Here is a 24,838-nt window from a genome sequence, read left to right on the forward strand (position 1 = left end):
AGGGCAACGCTAAGGCAGGCGGTGGGCCGCTCTGCGGCAATTACGTGCCGAAACCCAAAATACCGTGCTAAAAGTCAGTAGGCGCTCCTCCTTCGGCTTTGCGCCGGTCCACGAAGGCCCTGAGTTCTTCTTTCACTGCGACGTCCATAGGAGGCTCTTCAAACTGCGCGATGATGTCTTTGAAAATCCGATGGGCGCGTTCTGCCGTCCAGACACCGCCTGCGACTTCCCATGCTTCATAGTTGCGCCAATCTGACACGAAGGGCTGGTAGAACGCCTCTTCATAGCGTTCCTGCGTGTGTTCAATACCAAAGAAATGGCCATTGGGTCCGACTTCTTTGATCGCGTCAATCGCAATGTCATCAGGCGTCGTCGCTACGATCTGTGGTTCCATGTACCGCTGGATCATCTGGATCACTTCGCAATCCATGATGAATTTCTCTGGGCTGGCGATGAGGCCACCTTCTAGCCAGCCTGCCGCATGATACACGACGTTCGTTCCCGACTGCACCGCCGACCAAAGCGAATTGGATGTTTCCCACATCGCCTGCCCGTCAGGGACATTCGCCGCACAAACGCCAGAGGCCCGCATCGGCAACCCGTAGAACCGTGCCATTTGGCCAGTCACCTGGGTTGCACGCATATATTCAGGCGTCCCAAACGCGGGCGCGCCAGATTTCATATCAACATTGCTGGTGAATGTGCCGATCACGCAAGGCGCGCCGGGGCGGACGTATTGGAACAAAGCAATCGCGCTGATAGCCTCGGCGATTGAAAGTGTCACGGCCCCGGTCATTGTCACAGGTGCCATCGCTCCGGCAAGCGTGAAAGGTGTCACGATCACCGCTTGCCCCCGTCGCACACAACGCAGGCAGCCGTCGATCATCGGCACGTCGTGTTTCAGCGGCGAGGTCGAGTTGATGTTGGTGTACATATGCGGCTTGGATGCGAATTCTTCCTCGGTCATCCCGCCCGCGATCTTGACCATTTCCATCACATCCTCGACCCGCTCTCTGCCTAACGAATAGGCGTGGGCCACTTTGTCGGTCAGGGTCATCTTGTCATAGACCACGTCCAGATGGCGGACCGACGCGTGCACATCGACCGGCTCCACCGGATAGCCGCCCGCGAAATGGATGCAGTTGAAGTATTGGGTCAGCCGCAACAGGTTGGCGCATTGTTCACGACTGCCAGAGACCTTCTTGCCAATCTCCAGGTCAAAGTAATTCGGCGGCGATGAGACATTTCCAAACAGGATATGTTTACCCCCGATCGTGATTTTCTTGTCCGGGTTACGCGGTGTGATATCGAACTGCGCCGGTGCGTGGCCCAACATCTCCATCACCCAGTCGCGCCCCATGCGCACGTTGGTGCCGTTTACGGTGCAGCCAGCCTCTTGGAAGAGCGCCAGCGCCTCTTCATTCAGAAACTCGATCCCGATATCTTCAAGAATGCGCATCGCGCCGTCATGGATCGCCTGCACACCATCCGCGTCCAAAGGCTCGGTCGGCAGGTCGGTGTTGATCGGAAGCCGCCAGGGCATTTGCTCAATCGTCGCTGTGCCGCGTCGGTTTGCAGCCCCTGCCCTGCCGCCGCCGCGCCGCCTTGGTTTGCTGGTGTCTGTCATGGGTTTGATCCCTCGTTACTTGAGGATCAGCATCGCAAAGCGAGAATGACTTGGATGATGGGAAACCGACAGATGATGTCGGATTTAGAGTGCCAGCAGTTTTTCTGATTTAAGCCAGCCGGGAATGGCACCAATATCCGGCAAGACGACATCCGCGAAAGGCGCAAGTTCCGCATGTGGCGCAGGCCCCGTCAGCACACCAACCGTACGCATGCCGGCCGCCTGACCTGCGTGCAGATCATGGGTGCTGTCACCAACCATCAGGCAGGTCTTTGCATCCAATCCGGTATGCGCACAAAAAGCATGGAGCTGGCCGGGGGCAGGTTTGCCCCCATGCCCGCTGTCGTAACCCGCGATAAAATCAAAGTGCTTAGTCACACCGGCGCGGTCCAGATGCGTCCGCGCGGGCGCTTCTGCGTCATTGGTAGCGATGCCGAGGCGCAAGCCCAATGCAGTCAATTCGCTGAAGTAGGGAACGAGCGGGACCGCTTCAACTTGTGTCACTTCCGCCGTGGCTGCGTTCATACGGGCCAATAGTGCAGATTTATCCTTGTCGGGAATTGCGCTGAGAATGCAATCGGCCGTCTCACCAGCCGTGGCTGCAATCACGATGCTGTCAGGCCGAAATTGATTTGCCACGACGTCAAATCCCAATGCGTCAGAAAGCGCGTCGAAAACCGCAGGATCGCCCCTGCTTTCGGCCTCCAGCATTCCGCGCGTCCACGCCCCCCAGGTGGCGTTGAAATCAAACAACGTCCCGTCCTTGTCGAAAATGATGCCCTTGATCACGCGTCACCTCACCCTTCGTGCATTGACACCGGACCCTGCGCGCAAGACGGTGTCAATCGACATGTTGAAACTCCGCTCTTACGCTGCCCGCCCGATGCATCTTGGCCCCTTTCCTTTGGAAGGATTGCGACGCGTCGATGCAGTCGATTTATCCGATTTGCCGCCCATGAAAGGGCTGTCCTTTCGCAGGCCAGATGACCCCAAAAGCATCATCAACGCGATGCAGGATTATCAGGCGATGCTGGATGCCACCCGTGACGGCATGGTCAAGCGCGAGATCGCAGAAATTCCAGAGGGTTTGACGGAACGTGCCAATCACCTCAAGGCCTTTGGCTACTATTGCGATGCCAGCATGGTTGGTGTTTGCGAACTGACGGACGCGGCTTGGCTAGATAAGCCGATTGCAAACCCTGATGTAGACAGGCTTGCCCAGAAGCTGCGCACAATCCAACCCAAATCGCTTGCCGCGGGCATTGATGTCATCATGGCGGGCCTGCGCGAAAGCATGGCAATGCCGCCCGAGGATTGCCGCCACCACACGCATGCGCTGGTATTTTTGTACGATCACCCCCGCCCGCCCAAGGACACCGAACAAGGTACCGACTGGATCAAGGACGCCCTGCCCCAGCGGGCCTGCCTGCGCGGGATGGAAACCGCTGTTACACTGGCCAGCTATATCCGCACGCTGGGTTACGACGCACGGGCGCATTCGATGGCAGCATCCGATGTGCATTTGGGCACTCTTGCGGCCCTTGCGGGCCTTGTCGCGTTGGAAGACGGCACGCTGAAAAATCCATTCACGGGCGACCGCTATGGGCTGGCTGCGCTCACGACAACGCTCGCGATGACGCCGGACCAGCCGATTACACCGAGGCAGAAACCGCCCAGCAGTTATCGCACCGGGCTTGGCGATCATGCCAAATCTGCCCGCACCCGCGACCCTTTTGCAAAACGCGACTTTGCCCTTGGGCCGCACCCGTTTGAGACCCTCAAGCGCGTAGACGAGCCCACGACTTACATCGACAGGCCCAATGTCGCACGCGTGCCCAAACGCGCCAATCTGTTTGTGCGCGGGCTTTTCGGTGACATGGGCAAGCACGTGCAAGAGGCCACGAAAAACGGCAACTACGTGCGCAAATCTGCCGCCGCCTATGCCTTCCGCCCATCACTGGGGGCCTTTGTGCTGTTACAGGATGGTGAAGCCGTAGGTGACCCCGTCAGCGACACCCCTGAAAGCAATGCAGCCAATATCAAAGCCGCGCTATATTTCCTTGGGGTCGATGCTGTCGGCCTTTCGGCCTGCCCGGACTGGACCTACTACAGCCACGACACAACCGGCGCGCCGATCACGCCTTACCATGAAAACGCCATTTCGATGATTGTCGATCAGGGGCATGAGACGATGGAGGGCGCATCCGGCGACGACTGGATCGCCTGTGCGCAATCCATGCGCGCTTATCTGCGATTCTCCCTATTGGGCGGCGTCCTCGCACAGCATCTGCGCAACCTCGGCTATACCGCCCGCGTCCATTCCGTGATGGATGAAGAAGTGCTGCACCCGCCCCTCTTGCTCCTCTCCGGCTTGGGCGAGGTCAGCCGCATCGGCGAGGTGATCCTGAACCCTTTCCTCGGCCCCCGTCTGAAATCCGGTGTCGTTACGACAAATATGCCGATGACCCACGACAAGCCCATCGACTTTGGCCTGCAAAAGTTCTGCGATGCCTGCAACAAATGCGCCCGTGAATGCCCCTCGGGCGCGATCACTGCCGGGCCAAAGCTGATGTTCAACGGATACGAGATTTGGAAATCCGACAGCCAGAAATGCACCACCTACCGGGTCAGCCAAAAGAACGGTGCGATGTGCGGGCGGTGCATGAAAACCTGCCCATGGAACCTTGAAGGGCTGTTTGCCGAGGCCCCTTTCCGCAAGCTGGCCATGACCGTCCCGCAGGCGGCCAAGACGCTGGCGGCATTGGATGATAAGCTGGGCAAAGGATCAATAAACCCGGTCAAGAAATGGTGGTGGGATCTGGAGATGGAGGATGATGGCGCCTACCGCCCATCGCGCCATCCGGTGAATGCGCGCAGCCTGCAAACCGATCTTGATCTGCAATACGCCGATCAGACGCTTGCGGTCTATCCAGCGCCGCTCGCACCACCGCCTTACCCGTGGCCCGCACCTATGGATCGCGAGGCCGGGATTGCGGCGTATGAGGCGATGATATCGGCGGAGGAACACCAGAAACGGCGTGCAGAAGGGCAGCCACCAGAGCATGTCTACGCCCCCGCCCAAGGCGATGCCCCGGTCCTAGAAGTTGTGATCAGCAACGCCACGCAAATGACGGACGCGGTGACAAAATACGAATTCTCACGCCCCGATGGCAGCGACCTGCCCCCTGCCACCGCAGGCGCACATATTGATGTGGTCGTGGCACCCGAGTTCTTCCGCCAGTACTCGCTTAGCGGTGATCCTGCCGACCGCAGCAAATACCAGATCGCCGTACTGCGCGAAGATGAAGGGCGTGGTGGATCAAAGCTGATGCATCGGATTTTTGAAGTAGGACGGCGGGTCTTTATCTCGCTCCCGATCAATCATTTCCCGCTGTTTGAGGAGGCATCCAAAACGCTGCTGATGGGTGGCGGTATTGGCATTACGCCGATGATCGCGATGGCGCACCGGCTCCATGCAATTGGGGCTGACTTTGACCTGCATTATAGTATGCGCCGCCGCACAGATGCGGGATTTCTTGACGACCTGAACGACATGGCTTGGTCGGACAAGCTGCATCTACATGTCTCTGAAGAAGGGACGCGCGCTGATCTGGCAGCGCTCACGCAGTATCAACCGGGCGCGCATATCTACACCTGCGGGCCGGACGTATATATGGCCGCTGTAATGGACGCAGCTGCGGCCAACGGGTTCCCCGAAGACGCGCGTCATCTTGAGTATTTCGCGGTACCAGAACAGCCGGAATATGAGAATCATCCGTTCATGCTGATCCTCAACGATGGTCGTACGGTCGCCGTATCAGCGGGGGAAACGGCATCAGATGCGCTCATTGCGGCGGGCGTTCATGTCGATGTAAAATGCTCTGACGGTCTATGCGGCGTATGCAAATGTGGCCTGCGCAATGGGGCCGTCGAACACCGCGATTTCGTGCTGTCCAAGGCCCAGCGTGAAACCGAAATCATTCTTTGCCAAAGCAGGGCTGCGGAACCGGGCGGCACACTGAAAATCGACCTCTAGGTCCAATGCACGTTTTGCGCACCCGGTAAGGCATAACGTGCTTGCAATGGCAGCTCATAGGCCAGCCCGATCGTATCGCAAAACGCCATCACCCACGCATCATCCATCGTGATGAATTCAAGCACAGCACCCAGAAACGCAGGGTCCGTGGCGCGGTCGCGCAAATCATCAACGGACCCGCCTGAGGCCCCCAAAAACGTCGGGCAAAGTTCATCATTTCCGGCCAACCACGCCAAGGCCTGTAGGGCAATCACTTCGGCTTGTTCTTGTTGCATTCATCTTCCTTACGCTGATGGAAACCGTTTCTTAACCATTAATCCCGACATTGCTTGCAAGGAATCGAGCTAACCGCTCTTGAAAAGGTGCAAGAAATGCCAGGCCGCATATTGATCATCGACACTGTTGCGACAAACAGGATCGTGTTGAAAGTGAAAATGATAGCCGCACAGTTTGTTGTGGATGCCTGCTCTAGCAAGGCCGAGGCGATACGCATTATCGCCGCCAACAAACCCGACCTGATTTTAGTCAACCTGTCCGACGCGACCGAGGATCAACACAGCTTGTGTCATGATCTGCGGCGCACACCCGAAACGGCAGCCATAGCGATTATCGCTGTGGGCGTCGCTGATACCTCGCGGGCGCGGTTTGCCGCCCTTGATGCCGGTGCAGATGATGTGCTGCCCCACCCGGTGAACGACGCGCTGCTGCTCGCCAGCATCCGCAGCCTTTTGCGGGTCCGCAGCACCAGCCAAGAGCTATTTTTGCGCGAAAGCACCAGCCGTGCGCTTGGCTTTGAAGAACAAAAGAATGGCTTTGATGGTGCCGCCAAGGTGGCGGTGCTTACCCCCAACCCGGCTGTCGAAAACAGTCTGGTCGCACAACTCAGCGCTGGGCTGCGCAGCACGATCAATGTACTGCCGCCTGCCGATCTGCTGAAATCCGAAGGCGAAGATGCAGCACATGACCTGTTTGTCATCAATGCCGCTGAAGCCGACAGCAGTCATAGCTGGCTCTTTGGCCTTGTGTCTGATCTGCGATCACGCGCACAAACGCGGCTGGCAACCCAGCTTGTGCTGGTCCCCAAAGACAAACCCGAGGTCGCGGCAATGTTCCTTGATCTGGGCGCAGATGATGTGGTGCCAGACACATGTGACGCAGCCGAACTGACCTTGCGCGCCAAAAAACTGATCACCCGCAAACGCCAACATGACAAACTGCGTGACACGGTCCGCAGCGGGCTGAATGCGGCGGTGACCGACCCGCTGACCGGGTTGTTCAATCGGCGCTACGTTGATTCGCATTTGGCGCGGTTGGCTGAACAATCACGTAAATCAGGGCGTGAACTGGCCGTGATGATGATTGATATTGATCACTTCAAAACCATCAATGACACCTATGGGCATGCCGCAGGCGACAATGTTTTGGTTCAAATTTCAAACCGCTTGCGTGAAAATCTACGCGCAATAGACCTTGTGGCCCGTATGGGTGGCGAAGAATTTCTGGTCGCTATGCCGGGCGCATCCGTGAAAGACGCGCGTCTGACGGCGGACCGTTTGCGCGCACTGGTGAATACGACACCATTTGCCTTGGGCGATGACCAACCCGCGATCAAAGTTACCGTCTCTGTGGGGGTCGCCATGAGCGGTCAGATTTCCGCCGAACGTGGCGCGATGAGCAAGATTTGCAATCAGGCCGATCAAGCGCTTTATGCGGCCAAATCCGCTGGGCGTGATCAGGTCGCAATGAGCAAATCAGCCGCCTGATGAGCGGTCGCGGGGCGGCCGCGCGCGGGAGAGTTCTTCGGCCAGTCGATCCGCAAATGCGCGGCGACGTTCCGGTGTCATCGCGGCAATCTGTTCGATGAATGCGTTTTGCGCTGTCGCCTGAACCTCTGCGATACGGCTGGCTTGCGCGGCCATCAGCTCGCGAAATACATCCGGCTCAAACGGCTCTGCCTTCAAGGCTGACACCATATCCGTCACCCGGTTGCGCAGATTAAAATCACGCAGCGCACGATCTTGCCGCATGGTGCGACCAATGGCGCGGCGTTCATCTTTATCAAGCGCACGCGCGACGGGGCCAAGGCCCAGATCAAAGCTGCGCGGTGGCTCTTTTCCAAAGCGACCCGACGCCGCAGCCCCCACAACAAGCCCCACAACAGCAAGGTTCAAGGCGAGCGATATCACCAGCACAATTCGCCAAAGACGGCTTGGTCGCGGCGCAGGCATTTTAGCGTCAGCCATCCGAGAACACTCCTTCATCCAACATCAGCTCTGTGGAAAACAAACTGATGCTGACCTCATCGCCAATCAGTGTCGCCGTCAGATCCGAAACCGAGGCTGGGGGCGCAACACCCACCCAGAGTCCTGCGATAGTAGCAGCCGCCAATCCGCTAACAGCAGGCCAGCCGCCGACCGCATCAACTAGACGCACCCAGAACCCCGGTCGCGTGTCCGGTCTCACAACCGGCTTGGGCTGGACCGCATCGGCATCCGTCAGGACGCGGGTCATCAAATCGTTGCTCGGCGTAGGGTCCACACCCCGCGCTTGCGCGAAAAGATCGTCTAGCATGTCATCATTCGGGTTCGTCATCGTCATACCCCAGTTCTGCCTTCCGCCCTGCCATGATATCGGCAAGGGCCCGTTTTCCGCGTGCTGTCAGACTTTCCACGGACCGCACGCTGATGTCCATGATCTGTGCAATCTGGGGGTTGGATAACCCTTCGAGATGTCGCAGCGACACGGCCTGCGCCTGTCTTTCCGGCAATTGCGCCAACGCCTCTGACAACGCCGTCATGCGCGCCTGCGTCTGCATCTGTGCTGTCACACTTGGCGTTGCATCCAGCGGCTCGGCTACCTGATCGAGCGACACACCACGACGTTTGCGTAAGCGGTCGGTGCATAGGTTCGCCACGACCCGGTAGAGCCAAGTGGTCACCTGTGCTTCGCCCTGCCGCCAATCGGGCGCGACTTTCCACAAACGCATCATCGCGTCCTGCGCGACATCCTCGGCCTCGGCGGGCACACCCAGCATCCGTGTCGCCTGCGCCAAAACACGCGGCAGCAACCGCCGCGTCAAGACCCGCGCAGCCTGCCCATCGCCATTGGCGTATGCGACCAAAAGCGCCTCGTCTGGGGCGCCCGCAAAAGGATCCGGCGATGCGTTCATTTATACGTGTGCTAGCCAATTCAAACCCAAGAGGCAATTGGCAGGGGGATGAGGCACCCCCTGCCAACGCGTGGCTTAGCCCCGGCCTTTGGGGCCATGACCGCGGCGTCCATCACGACGTTCGCCCATACGTTCCTGGGCCTGCTCGAATTCTTCAGCTGAAATTGTGCCATCTGCGTTGGCATCGACACGGTCGAACATGCGCGCGGCGCGGCGCTCATCGCGCGTTGGCATCTCATCAAACTGCAACGCACCGTCACCGTTGTCGTCAAAGCGTTCAATCATCGTCGTGGCTCGCGCATTGGCTTGGGCCGCAATCTCGTCTGCTGACAAAGCACCGTCGCCGTTTGCGTCCAGATCGGCAAAACGCGCTTCGCCGCGTGCCTGCATTTCTTCCAAGGTCAAGGCACCATCGCCGTTCAGATCAAGGGTGGAAAAATCAGGTCGGTCGCGCTGCTCTTGCGCCTGTACCGCACCCGCAGTCATTACGAGGCCTGAAAGAAGGGCTGCCATCAAAATCTTCGTTTTCATTTTCTTTTCCTTTGTTCCGTTCATCACAGCGTTTCGGCGCTGCTGACCCTCCTTCAACGCAGCTGCCTGTCGCTTCCGTCGCAGGTTTTGGGAAAAATATGCATGGCCACTATTCCGCGCACCCCCTTTCAAAATCCCCGCCAATGGTCCATGTGAGGGCCAGTGAATGGAGCCGCATGATGTCCAACGCAGATTTTCCAATTGATGACCGCCCAACAAGGCCTGCCATATGGCATGGCCTGCGTTGCAAGTGTCCCAACTGTGGCAAAGGGAACCTTTTTGCGAAATATCTGAAAGTGGCGGACAATTGCCCGAATTGCGATGAAGAGCTGTTTCACCACCGCGCCGATGACGGCCCCGCCTATCTGACGATTCTTCTGGTGGCTCATATCATCGGCTTTGTGATCCATTTCATGTGGGTCTACTTCCGACCAGAGCCTTGGGTCATGGCGACCTCGCTGACGATTGGTGCGGTCGCACTGTCGCTCTTTCTTTTGCCGCGTATGAAGGGCATGATTGTGGCCATTCAATGGGCGCGCCGGATGCATGGGTTCGGCCATAACGGCTGAGGGCAACCATATCGACAAATCCGCGATCAGAGATGCCTCTACCATCATTGTGTTGCGCGACGTCGCCACGACACCATCGGTCTTGATGGGTCAACGTGGTGCAAGTGCGGCCTTCATGCCCGGCAAATTTGTGTTCCCCGGCGGCGCAGTTGACGCCAATGATGCAACCGTTCCGGCAACGGCATTGACAAAAATGGACCATGAAAGACTTGCCAGCGAAAGTACGCTTTCGCCCACTGCACTTGCTGCGGCGGCCATCCGCGAGCTGTGGGAAGAAACCGGACAAGTACTGGGCTATCGCGGCACCTGGACCGATCCACCACAAGGCTGGCGCGGCTTTGCCGGCACCGGCCATGTACCCAACGCGGCAGCCTTGCAATTCTTTTTCCGCGCCGTCACCCCGACATGCCGCCCCCGCCGCTTTGATGCGCGGTTCTTTCTGGCAGACGCAGCAGAACTGCAAACCGACCTCGATGACTTTTCAAACGCCGAGGATGAGTTGGCCCATCTGCAATGGGTGCCGCTTTCAGATGCCCGGCAATTTGACCTGCCATTCATCACGCAAGTCGTACTGGCCGAGCTTGTTAGCCACATCAAACGCGGTGGCCCGCCGGCCAGCGTGCCGTTCTTTCGCAATGATGATGAAGCCCATCTGGTCAGTCGCCTCAGCGGGCGCAGTCCGATCTAAAGCAGTAAAACGAGCATGATAATGCTACAGGTGAGCAGCGTCAGCCCTTGCCATTCGCGGGCGCCTATCTTTTCGCCGAACACGAATGCACCGATCATCAGCGAGAACAGTAGCTCAATCTGGCCGACTGCGTTCACGTAGGCTGCGTTTTGCAATGTGAACGCAGTGAACCAGCAGATCGACCCGATCATGCTGGTGATCCCGACCAGTCCCGCCACCCGCCAAGACGCGAGCACCCGCGTAATCTCGCCGTGTTCGCGCCAAGCAAGCCATAGTGCCATGGCAAGTGTCTGAAATGCCGTCACCAAGGCCAGCGTGATAATGGCGCGGTAGAACACATCGCCGTCCGCCAATGACAGTGACGCGCCGCGATACCCGTTACCGGAGATGCCAAAGAGAACCCCGGCTCCAAGGCCAAGTGCCGTGGCACGGTTGAAAATCCGTTGGTGCCAGGGGCCAATGCCGCCCGGAGGATCAGACAGCAACAACACCCCAACCAATCCGATCAGCATGGCAACGATCGTGAGCGCCGTGAATGTGTCGCCCAGAATGAGGAAACCAAAAAACGCACTTAGCAGCACTTCGGTCTTCTTGAACGTGATCCCGACGGCAAAATTGCGATGGCTGAAAAGCGCCACAACGCACATCGTTGCCAAAATCTGCGACATGCCGCCAGCAAGCGCATAGGGCCAAAAGGCCGCTGGAATATCAGGTGTGCCCTGTCCAGACGCCATCGCATAGACAAGCGCAATGACCGCTACCAAGGGCGAAGAATAGATGAACCGTGCAAACGTCGCCCCCGCGGTCGACAACGCCATGCCCTTCAAACGCTTTTGCAGCATGAACCGTAGTGTCTGTGCCGTCGCGGCACCGATTGTGATGGGGATCCAGAGTTCCATCCGTTCCCTATGCCCGCAATCAGCTACCTCCGCCAGAGTGGGTGCGCGACCGGGTCTTTGGCTTTCCACAGGTACTTGCGGATCACGTCGCGATAAGAGGCGAAGTAATAGCCGCCATTGCGGCGCAAGTAGTGATCTTTCCGCGCACGATAGAGCGCCGGAAGCGCGTACCACGCCACGCGTGGATGCATGTGATGCACGACATGCAGGTTGTTATTGAGAAAGAGGAAAGCCAAAAGCCCGCCCCTTTCGACAATCACACTGCGCCCGCTGGCGCGCTCATGTGCCTGGTGCTCAAGAAATGTACGCAGCTTAAGGATCGACATCGCCGCATAGGCCGCAATGAGATAGGCCCACAACGGCATGGGCGATGCGACAACGACGGCAAGCACCGCAATGACAGCCGGTAGATGAATCAACCAACCGCGCAGTATCTCGGCATCCCGCTTGCGCCACTCACACACCGCAAAGGCAATGGTGCCGATCATGGGCCCCAGCGTCAGCCTGCCCGCGACGGTGTTGTTCATTCGTAAGATAGCTTTCACAGACCACGGCAGACGCTCCCACACGCCGGCGTCCAGATAGTTGCTTTCAGGATCGTCAAAGGGATCTGTGATCACCTCATCATGGTGATGCGCAAGGTGGGTTGCCTTGTAGCGCACATATGGGATGAACAGGACCAAAGGCGGCCAAATGAGCATATCGTTCAGCCATTGATGTTGAAACGGATGTCCGTGGATCACTTCGTGTTGCAGCGAGGCGTGCAAGGCAATCGCCAAACCCGCAATGGCGATCCCCGCCCAAAGCGGCAAAACCCACAGCGCCAGCGCCCAAGTGCCATAACAAGCTGCAATCAATATAACTGTTGGCCACGCGATCTGCGCGCGTGATCCGCTTTTCTTTTGTCCCATAGAGGAACGCTAAGCTAGGCAGCTATAGCGGACCATTCTGAGAGTAGTTCACAAAAGCATCAAAATGTGATTAAATTCTTGCATGTTAACAATTATGGACAAACGTGACCGCGCCGCGATCTTTCGCTCCCGCCTTCAGGCAGGCATGGCACAGACGGGGATTACGCAAAGCGCGCTGGCGCGACAGGCGCAGGTTGACCGCTCAACCCTGTCGCAACTGATCAAGGACGATGGTGCACGACTGCCGAACGGGCAGTTGGTCGCGGCTTGTGCAACCGTTCTTGGGGTCAGCGCGGATTGGCTTTTGGGTCTCTCGGACCGTCCTGAGCAGGCCGAAGATCTGGTCGCCAGTGCCATTTCGATGACCCAAGCGCCTCGCGCCTTGGTCGACGAAGCCATCTTTGCATGGCATCAGGAAGCCGAGGGTTACAAAATCCGCCACGTGCCTGCGGGCCTGCCGGATATGCTCAAGACCGACGATATTCTGCGCTGGGAATATGCGCCGTCACTGGGCAAGACGACCGAACAGGCAATGGGGGCCAGCAACGACCGGCTGGAATGGATGCGCAGCGCGCGGTCGGATTATGAAATCGCGATTCCGCTTGCCGAAGTCGAGAGCTTTGCAAGCGGCGACGGGTATTATCGCGACTTGTCGTCTGCGCTGCGCAAACCCCAACTGGAAAAATTCCGCGATCTACATGCGCAGCTTTATCCCGCGTTGCGGCTTCATCTTTTTGATCAGCGCAAACTCTATTCTGCACCTGTCACGGTTTTTGGCCCCCTGCTTGCCGTGATCTATATTGGCCAGAACTATCTGGTCTTCCGGGACACTGAACGGGTTGCAGCGATTACTGCACATTTCGACGAGTTGGTGCGCGCAGCCAGCATCAGCCAGCGTGATATTGCGGCGTATTTCGATCAGCTGATCGCAAGGATCGACTAGCCGCGCACGCCCACAGCCTTGCCCACGCCCTCTGGCATCGGAAGTGCGGCATGCGCATCAGCGACTTTGCCAAGTGTTGCGGCCAAATGGGGGGCAGGCTCTGAGGCGCGCCGTGTCTCAAGGCTGACATGGATCAGCAAATGCTCTCCCGTTGCCAGCTCGCGGTCGCCCGCGAACATTCGGTGGAAGACGTGCATCTTCTTGCCCTCACCGTTCAACACCTGCGTTTCAATACGGATGACAGTCCCGGCGCGCACCTCATCCAAATGGCGAATATGCGTTTCGACGGTGAAATAGCTACCACCTGTCGCGATGTACTCCGCATCACAGCCGATCAGCAGCATGAGCCGGTCCGTCGCATCGCCAAATGCCTGCAAATAACGCGCTTCGTTCATATGGCCGTTGTAATCCGTCCAATCGAGCGGCACCGCGCGTTCCACCGTCACGACGGGTTTACCGAGGTCCTCTGGAAGACCAATCGCCCCTTCAACCCGGCGGTCCTGTTCATTCAAAAGTTTGCCGGCACCCCAATCCTGTGCTTTCAGGCCACGCAGGATGGTGACAAGGTTGTCATCGCGCGCGCGCTCCAATTCGCGAATGGTGTATTGACCGGACTGCGCATCCGACTGATCCGCAACCGCATCAATCAGCTCATCCGTCAGCTCTGGCACATCCATCAGCTTGGTCCACGGCCATTCAAGGCAAGGGCCGAACTGTTCGATGAAATGGCGCATCCCTGCTTCACCCCCGGCAATGCGGTAGGTTTCAAACAACCCCATCTGCGCCCAGCGCAGACCAAAACCATAGCGGATGGCGTTGTCGATCTCTTCGGTCGTGGCAATACCGTCCTTGATCAGCCAAAGGGCCTCGCGCCAGACCGCCTCAAGAAAGCGATCCGCGATATGGGCGTCGATTTCAGCACGGACGTGCAACGGATGCATCCCGATACTGGTCAGTATTTCTTTCGCACGCTCCACAATGGCGGGGGCGGTTTTATCGCTGGGGACCAGTTCGACCAGCGGCAAAAGGTAAACCGGATTGAACGGGTGGGTGACGACAATCTGCTCGGGACGGGTTGCGCAGCCTTGCAATTGAGACGGTTTGAATCCGCTGGTTGATGATCCAATGACAGCGTCCTGCGGGCAGTGCTCTTGCAGGGACTGATAGACCTTGCGTTTCAACTCCAGCCTCTCTGGCACGCTTTCCTGTATCCACGCCACGTCAGCGACTGCGGCAGACATTGTATCGTGAAAACTTAAACGTCCCTCGGCGGGCAACGCCACATCCGACAACCCCGGCAAAGACCGGCGCGCATTGTTCAGCACTTCCGAGATCTTGCGCTCGGCTTCCGGATCAGGGTCAAAGACCCGCACGTCCCAACCCATCAGCAAAAATCGCGCGGCCCAACCGCCACCGATCACACCACCGCCGATAATGGCCGCCGCCTGCCCCGCCATGACTTAGCTTGCCGGTTTGTCGTTGGGATGGTTGAACTCATCCGCTGGCACGGGTTCGCGCCGGATGGATGGATCGCAAGCCACCATCGCGGTGTTACTGTCGCGAATGATCAGACCGCCACGCGCGCGGCAGTCCTCAAACGACATGCGGTTCCCGATCACCATGAACTCGCGCATACCGCCGCCACTACCCATGCCTGCACCGTCGCAGGCGGCCAGTGCCAGCACACTGCACAATACCAAACGTTTCATCACTAAAACTCCTCCAGTCGGCCTAGATCATAGCCGTTGAATGCCAAAACATCACGCGCCGCTTGCAACCTGTCGGCGCGAATATCCGGAGTGCGGTTCAAAATCCAGCCGGACCGGCCATTGGGGGCGCCAACGACGGCAGTGCGATAGTCTTCATCTGTCCAAAGAACCCAATAGTCCGCCGCAACGAACGGCACAGATGGAAAGCGCACCTTCAGCCTGCCAGGTCCGACAATTTCAGCGGTGCCTTCGATCCGTGATGTCTCGGCTCCGCGCGCATCCCTGCAGATATTCAGCACCGACAGCAGGCCATCGTCGCGTAAACCGTATTCAGCTGTTACGCCAACGCAGCCCGCCTGAAACGGCACCGGGTAGCGTGATACTTCATGCCAGACACCTAAATAACGCTCCGGCTCAAACACCGCCTTTGATGCGATCGGCGTGTCCGTATCGCGGTAAACCGAGAACAGACCGCCACTGTCCTGCGTGGCACAACCGGCAAGTAACAGAACCAGCGCCAGTGCCCTCACGTCGTCACCGGCGCGCGTTTGGTCAGGCCAAGCTTGGCGCGCACTTCTGCGGGGCCGATCACCTTGGCGCCAAGGTTTTCAACGATGCCAGCGGCCCGTTCGACCAGCTGCGCGTTTGTGGCCAGCACGCCGCGATCCAGCATCAGGTTGTCTTCGAGCCCGACGCGCACATTGCCACCCGCAAGAACCGAGGCCGCCACATAGGGCATCTGGCTGCGCCCTAAACCAAAGGCAGAGAACGTCCAATCGTCAGGCACATTGTTCACCATCGCCATGAAGGTATTGAGATCATCGGGCGCGCCCCACGGCACCCCCATGCAAAGCTGGACCAATGCCGGACTGTCCAGCACGCCGTCTTTCACCAGTTGTTTCGCGTACCACAGGTGGCCCGTATCAAACGCTTCGATCTCAGGCTTCACGCCCAGATCCGTCATCATCTGCCCCATCGCCACCAACATGCCGGGGGTATTCGTCATGACATAGTCGGCTTCAGCAAAATTCATCGTGCCGCAATCGAGCGTGCAAATCTCGGGCAGGCACGCAGCCACATGCGCGACCCGTTCGGTCGCACCGACCATATCGGTCCCGGCAATCGTGGGCAGCGGGCTTTCCGTGCCGCCGAACACGATGTCACCGCCCATGCCAGCGGTTAGGTTCAAGACGACATCAACCTCGGCATCACGGATGCGGTCGGTGACCTCGCGATAAAGCGCCAGATCACGCGACGGTACGCCAGTTTCGGGGTCACGCACGTGGCAATGGACGACCGCAGCACCGGCCTTGGCGGCATCAATCGCACTTTCGGCAATCTGCTGGGGGGAGCGGGGCACATGCGGGCTGCGGTCTTGGGTGGACCCAGAGCCGGTCACAGCACAGGTGATAAAGACCTCGCGGTTCATCTCAAGCGGCATATGCAGTCTCCCTTTGTTGCGGGGACATTTGCCGATATCCCGGTATGGCACAAGCCGGAATTCTTGACACACGGGCGATGGCAATGGCATCAACGCTTTTATGAACAGAACGCTACAAAACACCGCGGTCTATTTTACCAGCGCCATATGACGGCGGCTGGGCCTTTTTGACGACATCTTGAAACAACAGCCGCCCGCAAGGGTGACTGATCTGTTGTGCGTCCTTGCGGGCCAACACAGCAAGGAACCACGATGACGGATACTTTGATCGAAGTTGCAAGACCGCGCGATCTGAGGCGCATGCAAGAGTTGATCCGGGAACTCTCTGCTTTTCATGGCGATGAAGCGCAGGTGACATTGGAGCAGCTGCAAGGGATCTTCTTTGGATCAAACCCCAAAGGCATTGCATTTCTGGCGCGCGAAGGCAGCGAAACCGTCGGATACGCTGGCGTCCTCGAAACGGTTGCGGTCCACAGCGCGATCCCGCGTTTTGATATTCATCACCTGCATGTCGTCGAGACCAGACGCAGCCGGGGTGTGGGGCGCAAGCTGATTGCGGCCGCCAAGAACTATGCCACGATGCGGGGCGCACGCGGATTGACCATTGGCACCGATCCACGCAACGCAACAGCGCAAGCGGCCTACCGCGCGATGGGGTTGGAAGAGATAACGGATGCCGGACCACGGTTCTGGATTGAAATCACAACAGACACGTCGGGTAAGGTGGATTAATATCCATCTTGCCTAGTAGGGCATAGGGTACTGCTTATGCACGGCGTCAATCTCTGCAATGACATCTTTTGACAGCACCACATCTTTGCCTGCCAATATCTGCGTCAGTTGATCGCTCGTCGTCGCACCAAAGATCGCAGAAACAGCAAAGGGCCGCGTTCTTTGCCATGCCATCGCCATATGTACCGGGTCCAGCCCATGTTTGGACGCCAGATCCAGATAGACCTGAACTGCCGGCCAGAGTCGTTCAGTGACGCGTCCACCCAGGTCATTGTTGATCGACAGGCGGCTGCCCTCTGGCACCGCACCGTTTTGGTATTTGCCGGTCAGCAGTCCACAAGCCAGCGGCGAGAAGGACAGTAGCGTCACATCCTCATTCACCGCCATCTCGGCCATGTCAGTGTCATAGAGACGGCAAAGCAAGGAGTATTCATTCTGCACAGAGGCCATGCGCGGCAGTCCCGCAGCCTGCGCCTGATCAATCCACTTGGTCATGCCCCAGGCACTTTCATTCGACATGCCGATGCTGCGAATTTTGCCCGCTTTGACCATATCGCCCAGCGCTTCAAGCACGTCCAACATATGGTCCATTGTCTGTTGGCGGTCCTGACCAGACGGATCATAGGTCCAGTTCTGGCGAAACATGTATGATCCGCGGATCGGCCAGTGCATCTGATAAAGATCAATCACGTCTGTTTGCAGCCGCTTGAGCGAGGTATCGACCGCCTCGCGGATCACCGCCCCATCATATCCACGCCCTTCGCGTACCCAGCCGGGGTTGTTGCCAGAGACCTTGGTGGCCACCACGATGTCATCCCGGCGGCCCGTCTTGGCGATCCAGTTGCCAATCACCTGTTCCGATAGCCCCACAGTCTCGGCGCGGATCGGGTTGACCGGGTACATCTCGGCCGTATCCAGAAAATTGATGCCAGCATCGACCGACATATCAATCTGGCGATGCGCATCATCTTCCGGCGTCTGGTTGCCAAAGGTCATCGTGCCCAGGCACCATTCACTGATCATGATGTCGGTACGACCTAGGGGGAGCTGCTTCATTCTGCTGTGCCTCAATGCGTGATTTCCGCAGAGCCTAATGTGCACAGCCCCAAGGGCAAGGGCACAAAGGCGACATGGCTCTGTCGATTATGGTCTAGCATAGCCTCAGCAGGCAGCGCATAGGTCAGATCATGCGGATGATCATTTCCTTTGCTGCATTGTTTTTGTCAGTTGCCCTGTTGCAGCTTTCCTCTGGCGGTGTTGGCCCCCTTGATGCGCTGACTGGGCTTGAGTTGGGATTTTCGCAATCTCAGGTGGGCTTTCTGGGTTCGGCTCATTTTGTGGGCTTCTTCATCGGCTGCTGGTGGGCGCCGCGCCTGATGGGCAGCGTGGGACACAGCCGGGCATTCGCGACCTTTACTGCAATGGGTGCCATCGGTCTGGCCGCACATGTCGTCACCACTGATCCTTACTTCTGGGCGTTCTTTCGGATCGGGTCCGGCATCTGCGTGGCGGGGTGTTACACGGTGATCGAGGCATGGTTGCAGGCCAAAGTGACCAATGAAACGCGCGGCCGCGCGATGGCCAGTTACCGGATTGCGGACACAAGCGCGTCTTTTGTCGCGCAGTTCATGATCGGGGCGCTGGCAACCGTGGAAACCTATATCGCCTATAACATCCTGACGATCCTGTGCTGTGCGTCACTCTTACCCTTGGCGCTCACGCGGGTGCCGCAACCCGAAACCCCCGCGGCGACGCGATTGCGCCCTGCCCTTGCCTGGGCGTGTTCGCCTCTCGCGGTTGCCGCTGTGCTGGTTGCTGCCCTATCCAGCGCGTCGTTCCGCATGGTCGGCCCAATCTACGGGCAAGAGGTTGGATTGACCGCAAACCAGATCGGTTCGTTCTTGGCCGCATTCGTTGCGGGCGGTGCCATCGCGCAATATCCCGTCGGTTGGCTGGCCGACAAATATGATCGGCGCTGGGTGATGATCTGGCTATCGGTCGCCGCGGTCATCTCTTGCACCTTCACCGTCGCGACAGCCGGGCAAGGTACATCGTTGATCCTCACCGCGTCGTTTCTGTTTGGCCTGACCACTTTTCCAATCTACTCGGTCGCGACGGCCCACGCACATGACTTTGCGACCTCTGATCAGCGGGTCGAATTATCAGCCGCCTTGATGTTCTTTTTTGCAGTGGGCGCGATTGCCGCACCTCTCACAACCTCGGCGCTGATTGGTGCATTTGGCCCGGCGGCCCTGTTTTACTTCATCTCGGTCGGGCATGTTCTGTTGGTCATCTTCGGGCTCAGCCGAATGCGCGTGCGCAAGGCCCCCGAAGAGCGGACACGCTATATTTACGCTCCACGCACCAGCTTTGGGATCGGGCGACTGCTGGGCCGCAGCCGCGACCGCTAAAAGCTGTAGAGGACCGCGATGCGTGTGGTCGTGACGGCTTCGGTAAAGATATCGTCCATAAAGTCACGAATGAACCCACCGCGTAAGACAAGGTTGGGCGACACCTCGCGTTCCGCCGCAAGCCCAAAGTTGAAACCGCCCGCGTTGTCGTCCTCGAAATAATACTCGGTGATGCCGCCACTGACGCGGAATGTATAGTCAGACCAATCATAGCTGAGCCAGCCGCCGACCCGGGCGGTGTCATAATCATTGTCACCTCCGACGCGCAGACCATATTCCGCCTCTGCGCCGATGCCAAAGTATCCGGTGTCAAACCCAAGCCCGCCAATGACAGACGTCACGGTTTGCCCATCACCAGAGTGAGGGTAATGATAATCAAGGCCCGCACCGACATAGGCGTCCTGCGCATGGGCAGCCGATCCGACCGTGGCCGCTATAACGAAGGGGAACAGACATTTCATGAGTATCTCCTTTGGCGCATGGGTATGGCTTAGATGTAATCGGGACCCGTCGAAAATGCCAGCGCGTCCGCAACATCTGGCATCTATGCGCGCACCCCGCTAGATAGGCTGCAAATCTGCAAGGACAGCACGCATGGCCCGCCATCTGATCACATCCGCCATTCCCTACATTAACGGGATCAAACACCTTGGAAATCTGGTGGGCAGTCAACTGCCTGCTGATCTCTATGCCCGCTATCTGCGGCAACGCGGGCATGAGGTTCTATTTCTTTGTGCGACCGATGAACATGGCACGCCCGCCGAGTTGGCGGCTGCAAAAGCGGGCAAACCGGTCGCGGAATACTGTGCAGAGATGCATGAAGTGCAGGCCAAAATCGCTGATGGGTTCCGGTTGTCCTTTGATCATTTTGGCAGGTCTTCCAGCCCACAGAACCATAAGCTGACCCAAGCGTTTGCGACGCGACTGGCCGAGGTTGATCTGATCAAAGAGGTAACCGAAGAGCAGGTTTACTCTGTCGCTGATGGTCGCTTCCTGCCCGACCGCTACATTGAAGGTACTTGCCCCAACTGCGGGTTTGACTCTGCGCGCGGCGATCAATGCGACAATTGCACCAAGCAGCTTGATCCGACCGACCTGATCAATCCGCATTCCACGATCTCTGGCGCGACCGAGCTTGAGGTGCGCGAAACCAAGCACCTCTATTTGCGCCAGTCTGATCTGAAAGAACAACTCGCCGCATGGATCGACACCAAGAAAGACTGGCCGATCCTGACAACCTCCATCGCCAAGAAATGGCTCAACGATGGTGACGGCCTGCAAGACCGCGGCATCACCCGCGATCTGGATTGGGGTATTCCGGTCAAGCAGGGCGACCAGATATGGCCCGGCATGGAAGGCAAAGTCTTTTACGTTTGGTTTGATGCCCCCATCGAATACATCGCCTGCGCACAGGAATGGGAAGACGCAGGCAAAGGCAGCGACTGGGCGCGCTGGTGGCGGACGGATCAGGGGGCGGCCGATGTGACCTACACCCAGTTCATGGGCAAGGATAATGTGCCGTTCCACACGCTGTCGTTCCCGGCCACCATTTTGGGCAGTCAAGAACCCTGGAAACTGGTCGATTACATCAAATCCTTCAACTACCTCAACTACGATGGCGGCCAGTTCAGCACCTCGCGCGGGCGCGGTGTGTTCATGGATCAAGCGCTGGAGCTTTTGCCCGCAGACTATTGGCGTTGGTGGCTTTTATCGCATGCGCCTGAATCTTCAGACGCGGAATTCACGTGGGAAAACTTCCAAACGGACGTGAACAAGGACCTTGCGGATGTTTTGGGCAATTTTGTTAGCCGGATCACTAAGTTTTGCCGCTCGAAGTTCGGTGAAGCTGTCCCCGAAGGCGGCAGCTACGGCCCAGCCGAAGAGAAACTGATCGCAGACCTGACCGCCCGCCTGAAAGCCTACGAAGGCTATATGGACGCGATGGAAGTCCGAAAATCCGCCGCCGAATTGCGGGCCATCTGGGTGCTGGGCAACGAATACCTGCAAGCCAACGCGCCTTGGACCACCATCAAGACCGATCCCGAAACGGCAGCGATGCAAGTGCGCCTCGCGCTGAACCTGATCCGTATCTATGCGGTGTTGTCAGCGGCGTTTATTCCTGATGCCGCCAAGACAATGATCACCGCGATGCAAACCGATGATGATGCATGGCCGACAGATATAGAGGCAGCGCTTCAGGCGCTACCAGCGGGCCACGCCTTTACCGTGCCTGAAAACTTATTCCGCAAGATCACGGATGATGAGCGCGAAGATTGGGCGGCGCGCTTCGCCGGGACACGCGACGAAGGCTAGCGATGGCAAAACCGCCACTTCAGGATGCGCCAGAAGTCACGGTCGAAACCCGTGCAGCCTTGCGTGATTGGCTGGCCCAGAACCACAACACCGCTGGCGGGGTCTGGATCGTGGCTTTCAAAAAGGCGGACGCCGACCGCTATCTACCGCTTAGCGAGGTCGTGGATGAGGCGCTGTGCTTTGGCTGGGTCGATAGCCTGCCGCGCGCCAAGGATGCGACACGCACCATGCTCTACGTCAGCCCGCGCAAGCCCGGATCAAAGTGGAGCCGGGTGAATAAGGATAAAGTGGCCAAACTGATTGCAGACGGTCTGATGACGCCAGCCGGGCAAGCCGTCATCGACAAGGCCAAAGCGGATGGTAGTTGGACGGCGTTAGATGACGTCGAGGATCTTATGATTCCGGCGGATCTGCAAGCGGCCTTTGATGCTTGCCCCGGCGCGCAAACCAACTGGGAAGGCTTTCCGCGATCCGTCAAACGTGGTGCTCTGGAAATCGTTCTTAACGCAAAACGAGCGGTTACCCGCGCAGCGAAGATTGCAACAATCGTCGAGGACAGCGCCCAAAACAAAAGGCCCTTCCAATGGAAGGGCCCTAAATCGTGACTTTGATGGAGACTTAGACCTCTGCGAAGAGATCCTCAGCGCCGCGCTTGGCGAGGTATTCCGCCTGCGAAATCGGGCCAGCACTACCAACCATCGCGCGGTAGGCATCATAGCTTTCCACAATACGGCGGCCCATGTCGTCATCTTCGGCAACACCTGCGGCCACTTCGAATGACACACGTGCCAGTTCGTTCCAGACGTCATCAGGCAGGCGCGTCGGCTTCACACCGGATTCGGCCAGCAACTGGACCAAAGCAAGACCATTGTTACCATAGTAGTCAGCGGTATGGTTGGTCAGCTCTGCGTCGGTCACCGTTTCGATCACTGCACGATCCAGATCAGACAAGTTGTTCCAGAAATCCAGGTTCATTCCGATCGAAGCCATCGTGCCGGGTTCATGGAAGCCGGGGTAGATGTACGTGGACAGCAGTTTCTGGAAGCCAAACTGCAGGTCGTTGTAAGGACCAACCCATTCGGTCGCGTCGATGGTGCCTTCGAAAAGCGCCTCAACAATACCACCACCGGGAAGGACAACAGCGTTTGCACCCATGCGCGCAATCACCTGACCACCAAGGCCGGGCATACGCATTGTCAGACCTTCAAAGTCTTCCATGCTTGTGATTTCTTTATTGAACCAACCGCCCATCTGGACGCCCGTACCGCCAACCGCCAGTGATTTCACGCCATAACCTGCGTTCAATTCGTCCCAAAGCTCCTGACCACCGCCGTATTTGACCCAAGCGGTCTGCTCGACCGATGTCAGGCCCAATGGCACCGTCGTAAAGAAGTTGAAACCACGGTGCTTGCCTTGGAAATAGTACTCAGCCGAGTGGTACATCTCGATTTCGCCGTTGCTGGCGGCGTCATGCACACCCAGCGGTGGGACCAATGATCCGGCCCAGTAGGTTTCAACATTCAGGCGACCATTGGACGCTGTGTTGATCCCGGCAGCCACGCGTGCCGCACTGTCAGCCAGACCACCCAGACCCTGCGGCCAGGACGTTGCCATACGGATCGTCAGCGGTGCGCCTTGGGCCACAGCAGGGGCGGCAAGAGCAGCACCGGTCAGCGCAGCACCGCCACCCAGCAACGCACGGCGGCGCGACAGGGTTTTCAGTTCAGATGACGTGTTCTGCATCATGTTGTCTTTCGCTTGATAAGTCATTGTGCGAGTGCCTCCTTACGGCCAAGGAAGAAGGCGGTTTCACCGATTTCGCTCCAACCGGCAACGTCGCCGATGAAGTACAGATAGGCATCCCCAACATCAGCGCCCAGATCACCGGACTCGATGATTTCCAGCATCACCGCGTTTGAGGCGCTGATCTGAGCGGCCCAGATATCCTCTGGCACCTCATGGGATGTCACATCAGACCCGGCTGCTTGCAGCGCGCTTGCACTGTCGTGCATTGCCTTGCTGCGGTTTTGGCCATGTTCAGCCATGATGCAACGTTCCAGCAACAACTGGTCAACTTCGGACAGACCATTCCACTTGCCCAGGTTGAACCCGACGGACAAGGATGAAGTCGGACGACCAGCGTTTGGTGTGGTCATATGTGGGAATGAGCCCAGCAACCCAGCCTCGGCCATCTGTGCAACGTTCAGCCCTTCAAAGGCATCCAATGAGCCCAGATCAACCGCTTGCGCACGGATATCGACGACGTCTGTCGCACCGATGGCGCGCATCACATTGACGCCCAGACCGATCGAACCGACGCGACCACCGGTCAGATCACCAGCACCGGACAGCGGAGCCTTGGACCAGATCGGCATCGGGCCATCGTCACCGGCCATAAAGGCTTTGACGCCATATTCTTCGCCAAGGATGTCCCACATGAAACGGCCATCAGCGACAAGGATCCAGGATTCCAGCTCGCTTGGGCTCATGCCACCAGGCATGGACGAAAAGATGCCGAAGGCGGCATTTGTGCCGACAAAAGCTTCTTCAGCGGTCATGTACATGTCGGCGCTGCCATCTGAGACGGTGGACAAGAAGCCCGCTGCATCCGGCGCGGGTGCCGTTTGTACGTTGATTTGGATGCTGCCGCCTGACGTGCGGGCAACGCGGTCGGCCAGGGCCTGAGCGGCGGCGGGCCGGTCGGTGATCAGGGACAGCGTGGTGGCACTTTGTGCCTGCGCTGTGGTTCCTGCGACCACCATGGCACCCAATCCGGTGCCGAGTAACGTTCTACGTTTCATCTACAAGTGTCCTTCACTTGGCGGTTCCTTGAGGTTGGCTTGTTCCTACCCCGGAACC

26 protein-coding genes are annotated in these 24,838 nt (G+C 58.1%); 9 read left to right on the plus strand and 17 right to left on the minus strand.

Annotation, left to right across the window (positions count from 1 at the left end):
* Window positions 1-67 precede the first annotated feature (67 nt).
* On the minus strand, window positions 68-1,627 hold the full coding sequence (locus tag MWU60_RS12635; RefSeq protein ID WP_247227689.1) for a trimethylamine methyltransferase family protein: 1,560 nt from the start codon (window positions 1,625-1,627) through the stop codon (window positions 68-70).
* An 84-nt stretch (window positions 1,628-1,711) separates the two neighbouring features.
* Window positions 1,712-2,416: an HAD family hydrolase gene (locus MWU60_RS12640; protein ID WP_247227690.1), complete on the minus strand. Its 705-nt coding sequence runs from the start codon at window positions 2,414-2,416 to the stop codon at window positions 1,712-1,714.
* Window positions 2,417-2,477: 61 nt separating this feature from the next.
* Between MWU60_RS12640 and MWU60_RS12645 the strand changes: the two genes are divergently transcribed.
* Window positions 2,478-5,663, plus strand: a complete 3,186-nt coding sequence (locus MWU60_RS12645) for a reductive dehalogenase domain-containing protein (protein ID WP_247228016.1) — start codon at window positions 2,478-2,480, stop codon at window positions 5,661-5,663.
* Here the strand turns inward: MWU60_RS12645 and MWU60_RS12650 are convergent.
* Window positions 5,660-5,938 (minus strand): DUF3572 domain-containing protein, encoded by a 279-nt coding sequence (locus tag MWU60_RS12650; protein ID WP_247227691.1) that lies wholly within the window; start codon window positions 5,936-5,938, stop codon window positions 5,660-5,662. The genes MWU60_RS12645 and MWU60_RS12650 overlap by 4 nt on opposite strands.
* 96 nt (window positions 5,939-6,034) lie before the next feature.
* Between MWU60_RS12650 and MWU60_RS12655 the strand changes: the two genes are divergently transcribed.
* Window positions 6,035-7,426 (plus strand): diguanylate cyclase, encoded by a 1,392-nt coding sequence (locus MWU60_RS12655; RefSeq protein ID WP_247227693.1) that lies wholly within the window; start codon window positions 6,035-6,037, stop codon window positions 7,424-7,426.
* Here MWU60_RS12655 and MWU60_RS12660 read toward each other — a convergent pair.
* From MWU60_RS12660 to MWU60_RS12675, 4 genes are all read right to left on the minus strand, one after another.
* On the minus strand, window positions 7,415-7,906 hold the full coding sequence (locus MWU60_RS12660; RefSeq protein WP_247227694.1) for a periplasmic heavy metal sensor: 492 nt from the start codon (window positions 7,904-7,906) through the stop codon (window positions 7,415-7,417). The two genes, MWU60_RS12655 and MWU60_RS12660, sit on opposite strands and share 12 nt — an antisense overlap.
* Window positions 7,899-8,261, minus strand: coding sequence for a hypothetical protein (locus MWU60_RS12665; RefSeq protein WP_247227695.1), 363 nt, complete (start codon window positions 8,259-8,261; stop codon window positions 7,899-7,901). Before MWU60_RS12665 ends, MWU60_RS12660 begins: the two co-directional genes overlap by 8 nt.
* The gene (locus tag MWU60_RS12670; RefSeq protein WP_247227696.1) at window positions 8,239-8,832 is read right to left on the minus strand and encodes an RNA polymerase sigma factor; all 594 of its coding nucleotides are present in this window, start codon (window positions 8,830-8,832) and stop codon (window positions 8,239-8,241) included. The genes MWU60_RS12665 and MWU60_RS12670 overlap by 23 nt, the downstream gene beginning before the upstream one ends.
* A gap of 75 nt (window positions 8,833-8,907) precedes the next feature.
* The gene (locus tag MWU60_RS12675; protein ID WP_247227697.1) at window positions 8,908-9,363 is read right to left on the minus strand and encodes an EF-hand domain-containing protein; all 456 of its coding nucleotides are present in this window, start codon (window positions 9,361-9,363) and stop codon (window positions 8,908-8,910) included.
* 179 nt (window positions 9,364-9,542) lie between these two features.
* Here MWU60_RS12675 and MWU60_RS12680 point away from each other — a divergent pair, with 179 nt between their 5' ends.
* Window positions 9,543-9,932 (plus strand): DUF983 domain-containing protein, encoded by a 390-nt coding sequence (locus MWU60_RS12680; protein ID WP_247227698.1) that lies wholly within the window; start codon window positions 9,543-9,545, stop codon window positions 9,930-9,932.
* Window positions 9,910-10,620 carry an NUDIX hydrolase gene (locus MWU60_RS12685; RefSeq protein WP_247227700.1) on the plus strand — a complete coding sequence of 237 codons (711 nt, stop codon included), beginning with the start codon at window positions 9,910-9,912 and terminating at the stop codon, window positions 10,618-10,620. Before MWU60_RS12680 ends, MWU60_RS12685 begins: the two co-directional genes overlap by 23 nt.
* On the opposite strand, the gene MWU60_RS12690 is transcribed toward MWU60_RS12685, so the two are convergent.
* Window positions 10,617-11,519: a DMT family transporter gene (locus MWU60_RS12690; RefSeq protein WP_247227701.1), complete on the minus strand. Its 903-nt coding sequence runs from the start codon at window positions 11,517-11,519 to the stop codon at window positions 10,617-10,619. The two genes, MWU60_RS12685 and MWU60_RS12690, sit on opposite strands and share 4 nt — an antisense overlap.
* A gap of 23 nt (window positions 11,520-11,542) precedes the next feature.
* Window positions 11,543-12,430: a fatty acid desaturase gene (locus MWU60_RS12695; protein WP_247227702.1), complete on the minus strand. Its 888-nt coding sequence runs from the start codon at window positions 12,428-12,430 to the stop codon at window positions 11,543-11,545.
* Between the two features lie 82 nt (window positions 12,431-12,512).
* Between MWU60_RS12695 and MWU60_RS12700 the strand changes: the two genes are divergently transcribed.
* Window positions 12,513-13,373, plus strand: a complete 861-nt coding sequence (locus MWU60_RS12700; RefSeq protein WP_247227703.1) for a helix-turn-helix transcriptional regulator — start codon at window positions 12,513-12,515, stop codon at window positions 13,371-13,373.
* Here the strand turns inward: MWU60_RS12700 and MWU60_RS12705 are convergent.
* From MWU60_RS12705 to MWU60_RS12720, 4 genes are read right to left on the minus strand one after another with little or no spacing between them, the layout of a single operon-like run.
* Window positions 13,370-14,830: a carnitine 3-dehydrogenase gene (locus MWU60_RS12705; protein WP_247227704.1), complete on the minus strand. Its 1,461-nt coding sequence runs from the start codon at window positions 14,828-14,830 to the stop codon at window positions 13,370-13,372. The two genes, MWU60_RS12700 and MWU60_RS12705, sit on opposite strands and share 4 nt — an antisense overlap.
* 3 nt (window positions 14,831-14,833) lie before the next feature.
* Window positions 14,834-15,082, minus strand: a complete 249-nt coding sequence (locus MWU60_RS12710) for a hypothetical protein (RefSeq protein WP_247227705.1) — start codon at window positions 15,080-15,082, stop codon at window positions 14,834-14,836.
* Window positions 15,083-15,084: 2 nt separating this feature from the next.
* Window positions 15,085-15,612 carry a lipocalin family protein gene (locus MWU60_RS12715; RefSeq protein ID WP_247227706.1) on the minus strand — a complete coding sequence of 176 codons (528 nt, stop codon included), beginning with the start codon at window positions 15,610-15,612 and terminating at the stop codon, window positions 15,085-15,087.
* Entirely contained in the window at window positions 15,609-16,523 is a 915-nt protein-coding gene (locus tag MWU60_RS12720; protein WP_247227707.1) for a 3-keto-5-aminohexanoate cleavage protein, read from the minus strand. The genes MWU60_RS12715 and MWU60_RS12720 overlap by 4 nt, the downstream gene beginning before the upstream one ends.
* A 252-nt stretch (window positions 16,524-16,775) precedes the next feature.
* Between MWU60_RS12720 and MWU60_RS12725 the strand changes: the two genes are divergently transcribed.
* Window positions 16,776-17,255: a GNAT family N-acetyltransferase gene (locus tag MWU60_RS12725; RefSeq protein ID WP_247227709.1), complete on the plus strand. Its 480-nt coding sequence runs from the start codon at window positions 16,776-16,778 to the stop codon at window positions 17,253-17,255.
* 12 nt (window positions 17,256-17,267) lie between these two features.
* Here MWU60_RS12725 and MWU60_RS12730 read toward each other — a convergent pair whose 3' ends face one another.
* Window positions 17,268-18,311, minus strand: a complete 1,044-nt coding sequence (locus tag MWU60_RS12730) for an aldo/keto reductase (protein ID WP_247227710.1) — start codon at window positions 18,309-18,311, stop codon at window positions 17,268-17,270.
* A gap of 131 nt (window positions 18,312-18,442) precedes the next feature.
* On the opposite strand from MWU60_RS12730, the gene MWU60_RS12735 reads away from it, so the two are divergent.
* Window positions 18,443-19,666: an MFS transporter gene (locus tag MWU60_RS12735; RefSeq protein WP_247227711.1), complete on the plus strand. Its 1,224-nt coding sequence runs from the start codon at window positions 18,443-18,445 to the stop codon at window positions 19,664-19,666.
* Here MWU60_RS12735 and MWU60_RS12740 read toward each other — a convergent pair.
* Window positions 19,663-20,127, minus strand: a complete 465-nt coding sequence (locus tag MWU60_RS12740; RefSeq protein ID WP_247227712.1) for a hypothetical protein — start codon at window positions 20,125-20,127, stop codon at window positions 19,663-19,665. The genes MWU60_RS12735 and MWU60_RS12740 overlap by 4 nt on opposite strands.
* A gap of 133 nt (window positions 20,128-20,260) precedes the next feature.
* Here MWU60_RS12740 and metG point away from each other — a divergent pair, with 133 nt between their 5' ends.
* Together metG and MWU60_RS12750 are read left to right on the plus strand one after the other, a co-directional pair.
* Window positions 20,261-21,979: a methionine--tRNA ligase gene (gene metG / locus MWU60_RS12745; RefSeq protein WP_247227713.1), complete on the plus strand. Its 1,719-nt coding sequence runs from the start codon at window positions 20,261-20,263 to the stop codon at window positions 21,977-21,979.
* Window positions 21,980-21,981: 2 nt separating this feature from the next.
* On the plus strand, window positions 21,982-22,584 hold the full coding sequence (locus tag MWU60_RS12750) for a YdeI/OmpD-associated family protein (RefSeq protein ID WP_247227714.1): 603 nt from the start codon (window positions 21,982-21,984) through the stop codon (window positions 22,582-22,584).
* Between the two features lie 13 nt (window positions 22,585-22,597).
* On the opposite strand, the gene MWU60_RS12755 is transcribed toward MWU60_RS12750, so the two are convergent.
* Together MWU60_RS12755 and MWU60_RS12760 are read right to left on the minus strand one after the other, a co-directional pair.
* Entirely contained in the window at window positions 22,598-23,749 is a 1,152-nt protein-coding gene (locus MWU60_RS12755; RefSeq protein WP_247227716.1) for a TRAP transporter substrate-binding protein, read from the minus strand.
* A complete protein-coding gene (locus MWU60_RS12760) occupies window positions 23,746-24,780 on the minus strand; it encodes a hypothetical protein (protein ID WP_247227718.1) in 1,035 nt (344 codons plus the stop codon). Before MWU60_RS12760 ends, MWU60_RS12755 begins: the two co-directional genes overlap by 4 nt.
* Window positions 24,781-24,838: the final 58 nt, after the last annotated feature.

It is taken from the genome of Yoonia sp. F2084L, assembly GCF_023015625.1.
Lineage (GTDB): Bacteria > Pseudomonadota > Alphaproteobacteria > Rhodobacterales > Rhodobacteraceae > Yoonia.

What these genes read in the sequence shown, in the direction of transcription:
- MWU60_RS12635 (WP_247227689.1), bottom strand. Translation starts at nt 1,627, where the DNA reads ATGACAGACACCAGCAAACCAAGGCGGCGCGGCGGCGGCAGGGCAGGG.
- MWU60_RS12645 (WP_247228016.1), top strand. Translation starts at nt 2,478, where the DNA reads ATGTTGAAACTCCGCTCTTACGCTGCCCGCCCGATGCATCTTGGCCCC.
- MWU60_RS12650 (WP_247227691.1), bottom strand. Translation starts at nt 5,938, where the DNA reads ATGCAACAAGAACAAGCCGAAGTGATTGCCCTACAGGCCTTGGCGTGG.
- MWU60_RS12655 (WP_247227693.1), top strand. Translation starts at nt 6,035, where the DNA reads ATGCCAGGCCGCATATTGATCATCGACACTGTTGCGACAAACAGGATC.
- MWU60_RS12660 (WP_247227694.1), bottom strand. Translation starts at nt 7,906, where the DNA reads ATGGCTGACGCTAAAATGCCTGCGCCGCGACCAAGCCGTCTTTGGCGA.
- MWU60_RS12665 (WP_247227695.1), bottom strand. Translation starts at nt 8,261, where the DNA reads ATGACGATGACGAACCCGAATGATGACATGCTAGACGATCTTTTCGCG.
- MWU60_RS12670 (WP_247227696.1), bottom strand. Translation starts at nt 8,832, where the DNA reads ATGAACGCATCGCCGGATCCTTTTGCGGGCGCCCCAGACGAGGCGCTT.
- MWU60_RS12675 (WP_247227697.1), bottom strand. Translation starts at nt 9,363, where the DNA reads ATGAAAACGAAGATTTTGATGGCAGCCCTTCTTTCAGGCCTCGTAATG.
- MWU60_RS12680 (WP_247227698.1), top strand. Translation starts at nt 9,543, where the DNA reads ATGTCCAACGCAGATTTTCCAATTGATGACCGCCCAACAAGGCCTGCC.
- MWU60_RS12685 (WP_247227700.1), top strand. Translation starts at nt 9,910, where the DNA reads ATGGGTTCGGCCATAACGGCTGAGGGCAACCATATCGACAAATCCGCG.
- MWU60_RS12690 (WP_247227701.1), bottom strand. Translation starts at nt 11,519, where the DNA reads ATGGAACTCTGGATCCCCATCACAATCGGTGCCGCGACGGCACAGACA.
- MWU60_RS12695 (WP_247227702.1), bottom strand. Translation starts at nt 12,430, where the DNA reads ATGGGACAAAAGAAAAGCGGATCACGCGCGCAGATCGCGTGGCCAACA.
- MWU60_RS12700 (WP_247227703.1), top strand. Translation starts at nt 12,513, where the DNA reads ATGTTAACAATTATGGACAAACGTGACCGCGCCGCGATCTTTCGCTCC.
- MWU60_RS12705 (WP_247227704.1), bottom strand. Translation starts at nt 14,830, where the DNA reads ATGGCGGGGCAGGCGGCGGCCATTATCGGCGGTGGTGTGATCGGTGGC.
- MWU60_RS12710 (WP_247227705.1), bottom strand. Translation starts at nt 15,082, where the DNA reads ATGAAACGTTTGGTATTGTGCAGTGTGCTGGCACTGGCCGCCTGCGAC.
- MWU60_RS12720 (WP_247227707.1), bottom strand. Translation starts at nt 16,523, where the DNA reads ATGCCGCTTGAGATGAACCGCGAGGTCTTTATCACCTGTGCTGTGACC.
- MWU60_RS12725 (WP_247227709.1), top strand. Translation starts at nt 16,776, where the DNA reads ATGACGGATACTTTGATCGAAGTTGCAAGACCGCGCGATCTGAGGCGC.
- MWU60_RS12730 (WP_247227710.1), bottom strand. Translation starts at nt 18,311, where the DNA reads ATGAAGCAGCTCCCCCTAGGTCGTACCGACATCATGATCAGTGAATGG.
- MWU60_RS12735 (WP_247227711.1), top strand. Translation starts at nt 18,443, where the DNA reads ATGCGGATGATCATTTCCTTTGCTGCATTGTTTTTGTCAGTTGCCCTG.
- MWU60_RS12740 (WP_247227712.1), bottom strand. Translation starts at nt 20,127, where the DNA reads ATGAAATGTCTGTTCCCCTTCGTTATAGCGGCCACGGTCGGATCGGCT.
- metG (WP_247227713.1), top strand. Translation starts at nt 20,261, where the DNA reads ATGGCCCGCCATCTGATCACATCCGCCATTCCCTACATTAACGGGATC.
- MWU60_RS12750 (WP_247227714.1), top strand. Translation starts at nt 21,982, where the DNA reads ATGGCAAAACCGCCACTTCAGGATGCGCCAGAAGTCACGGTCGAAACC.
- MWU60_RS12755 (WP_247227716.1), bottom strand. Translation starts at nt 23,749, where the DNA reads ATGACTTATCAAGCGAAAGACAACATGATGCAGAACACGTCATCTGAA.
- MWU60_RS12760 (WP_247227718.1), bottom strand. Translation starts at nt 24,780, where the DNA reads ATGAAACGTAGAACGTTACTCGGCACCGGATTGGGTGCCATGGTGGTC.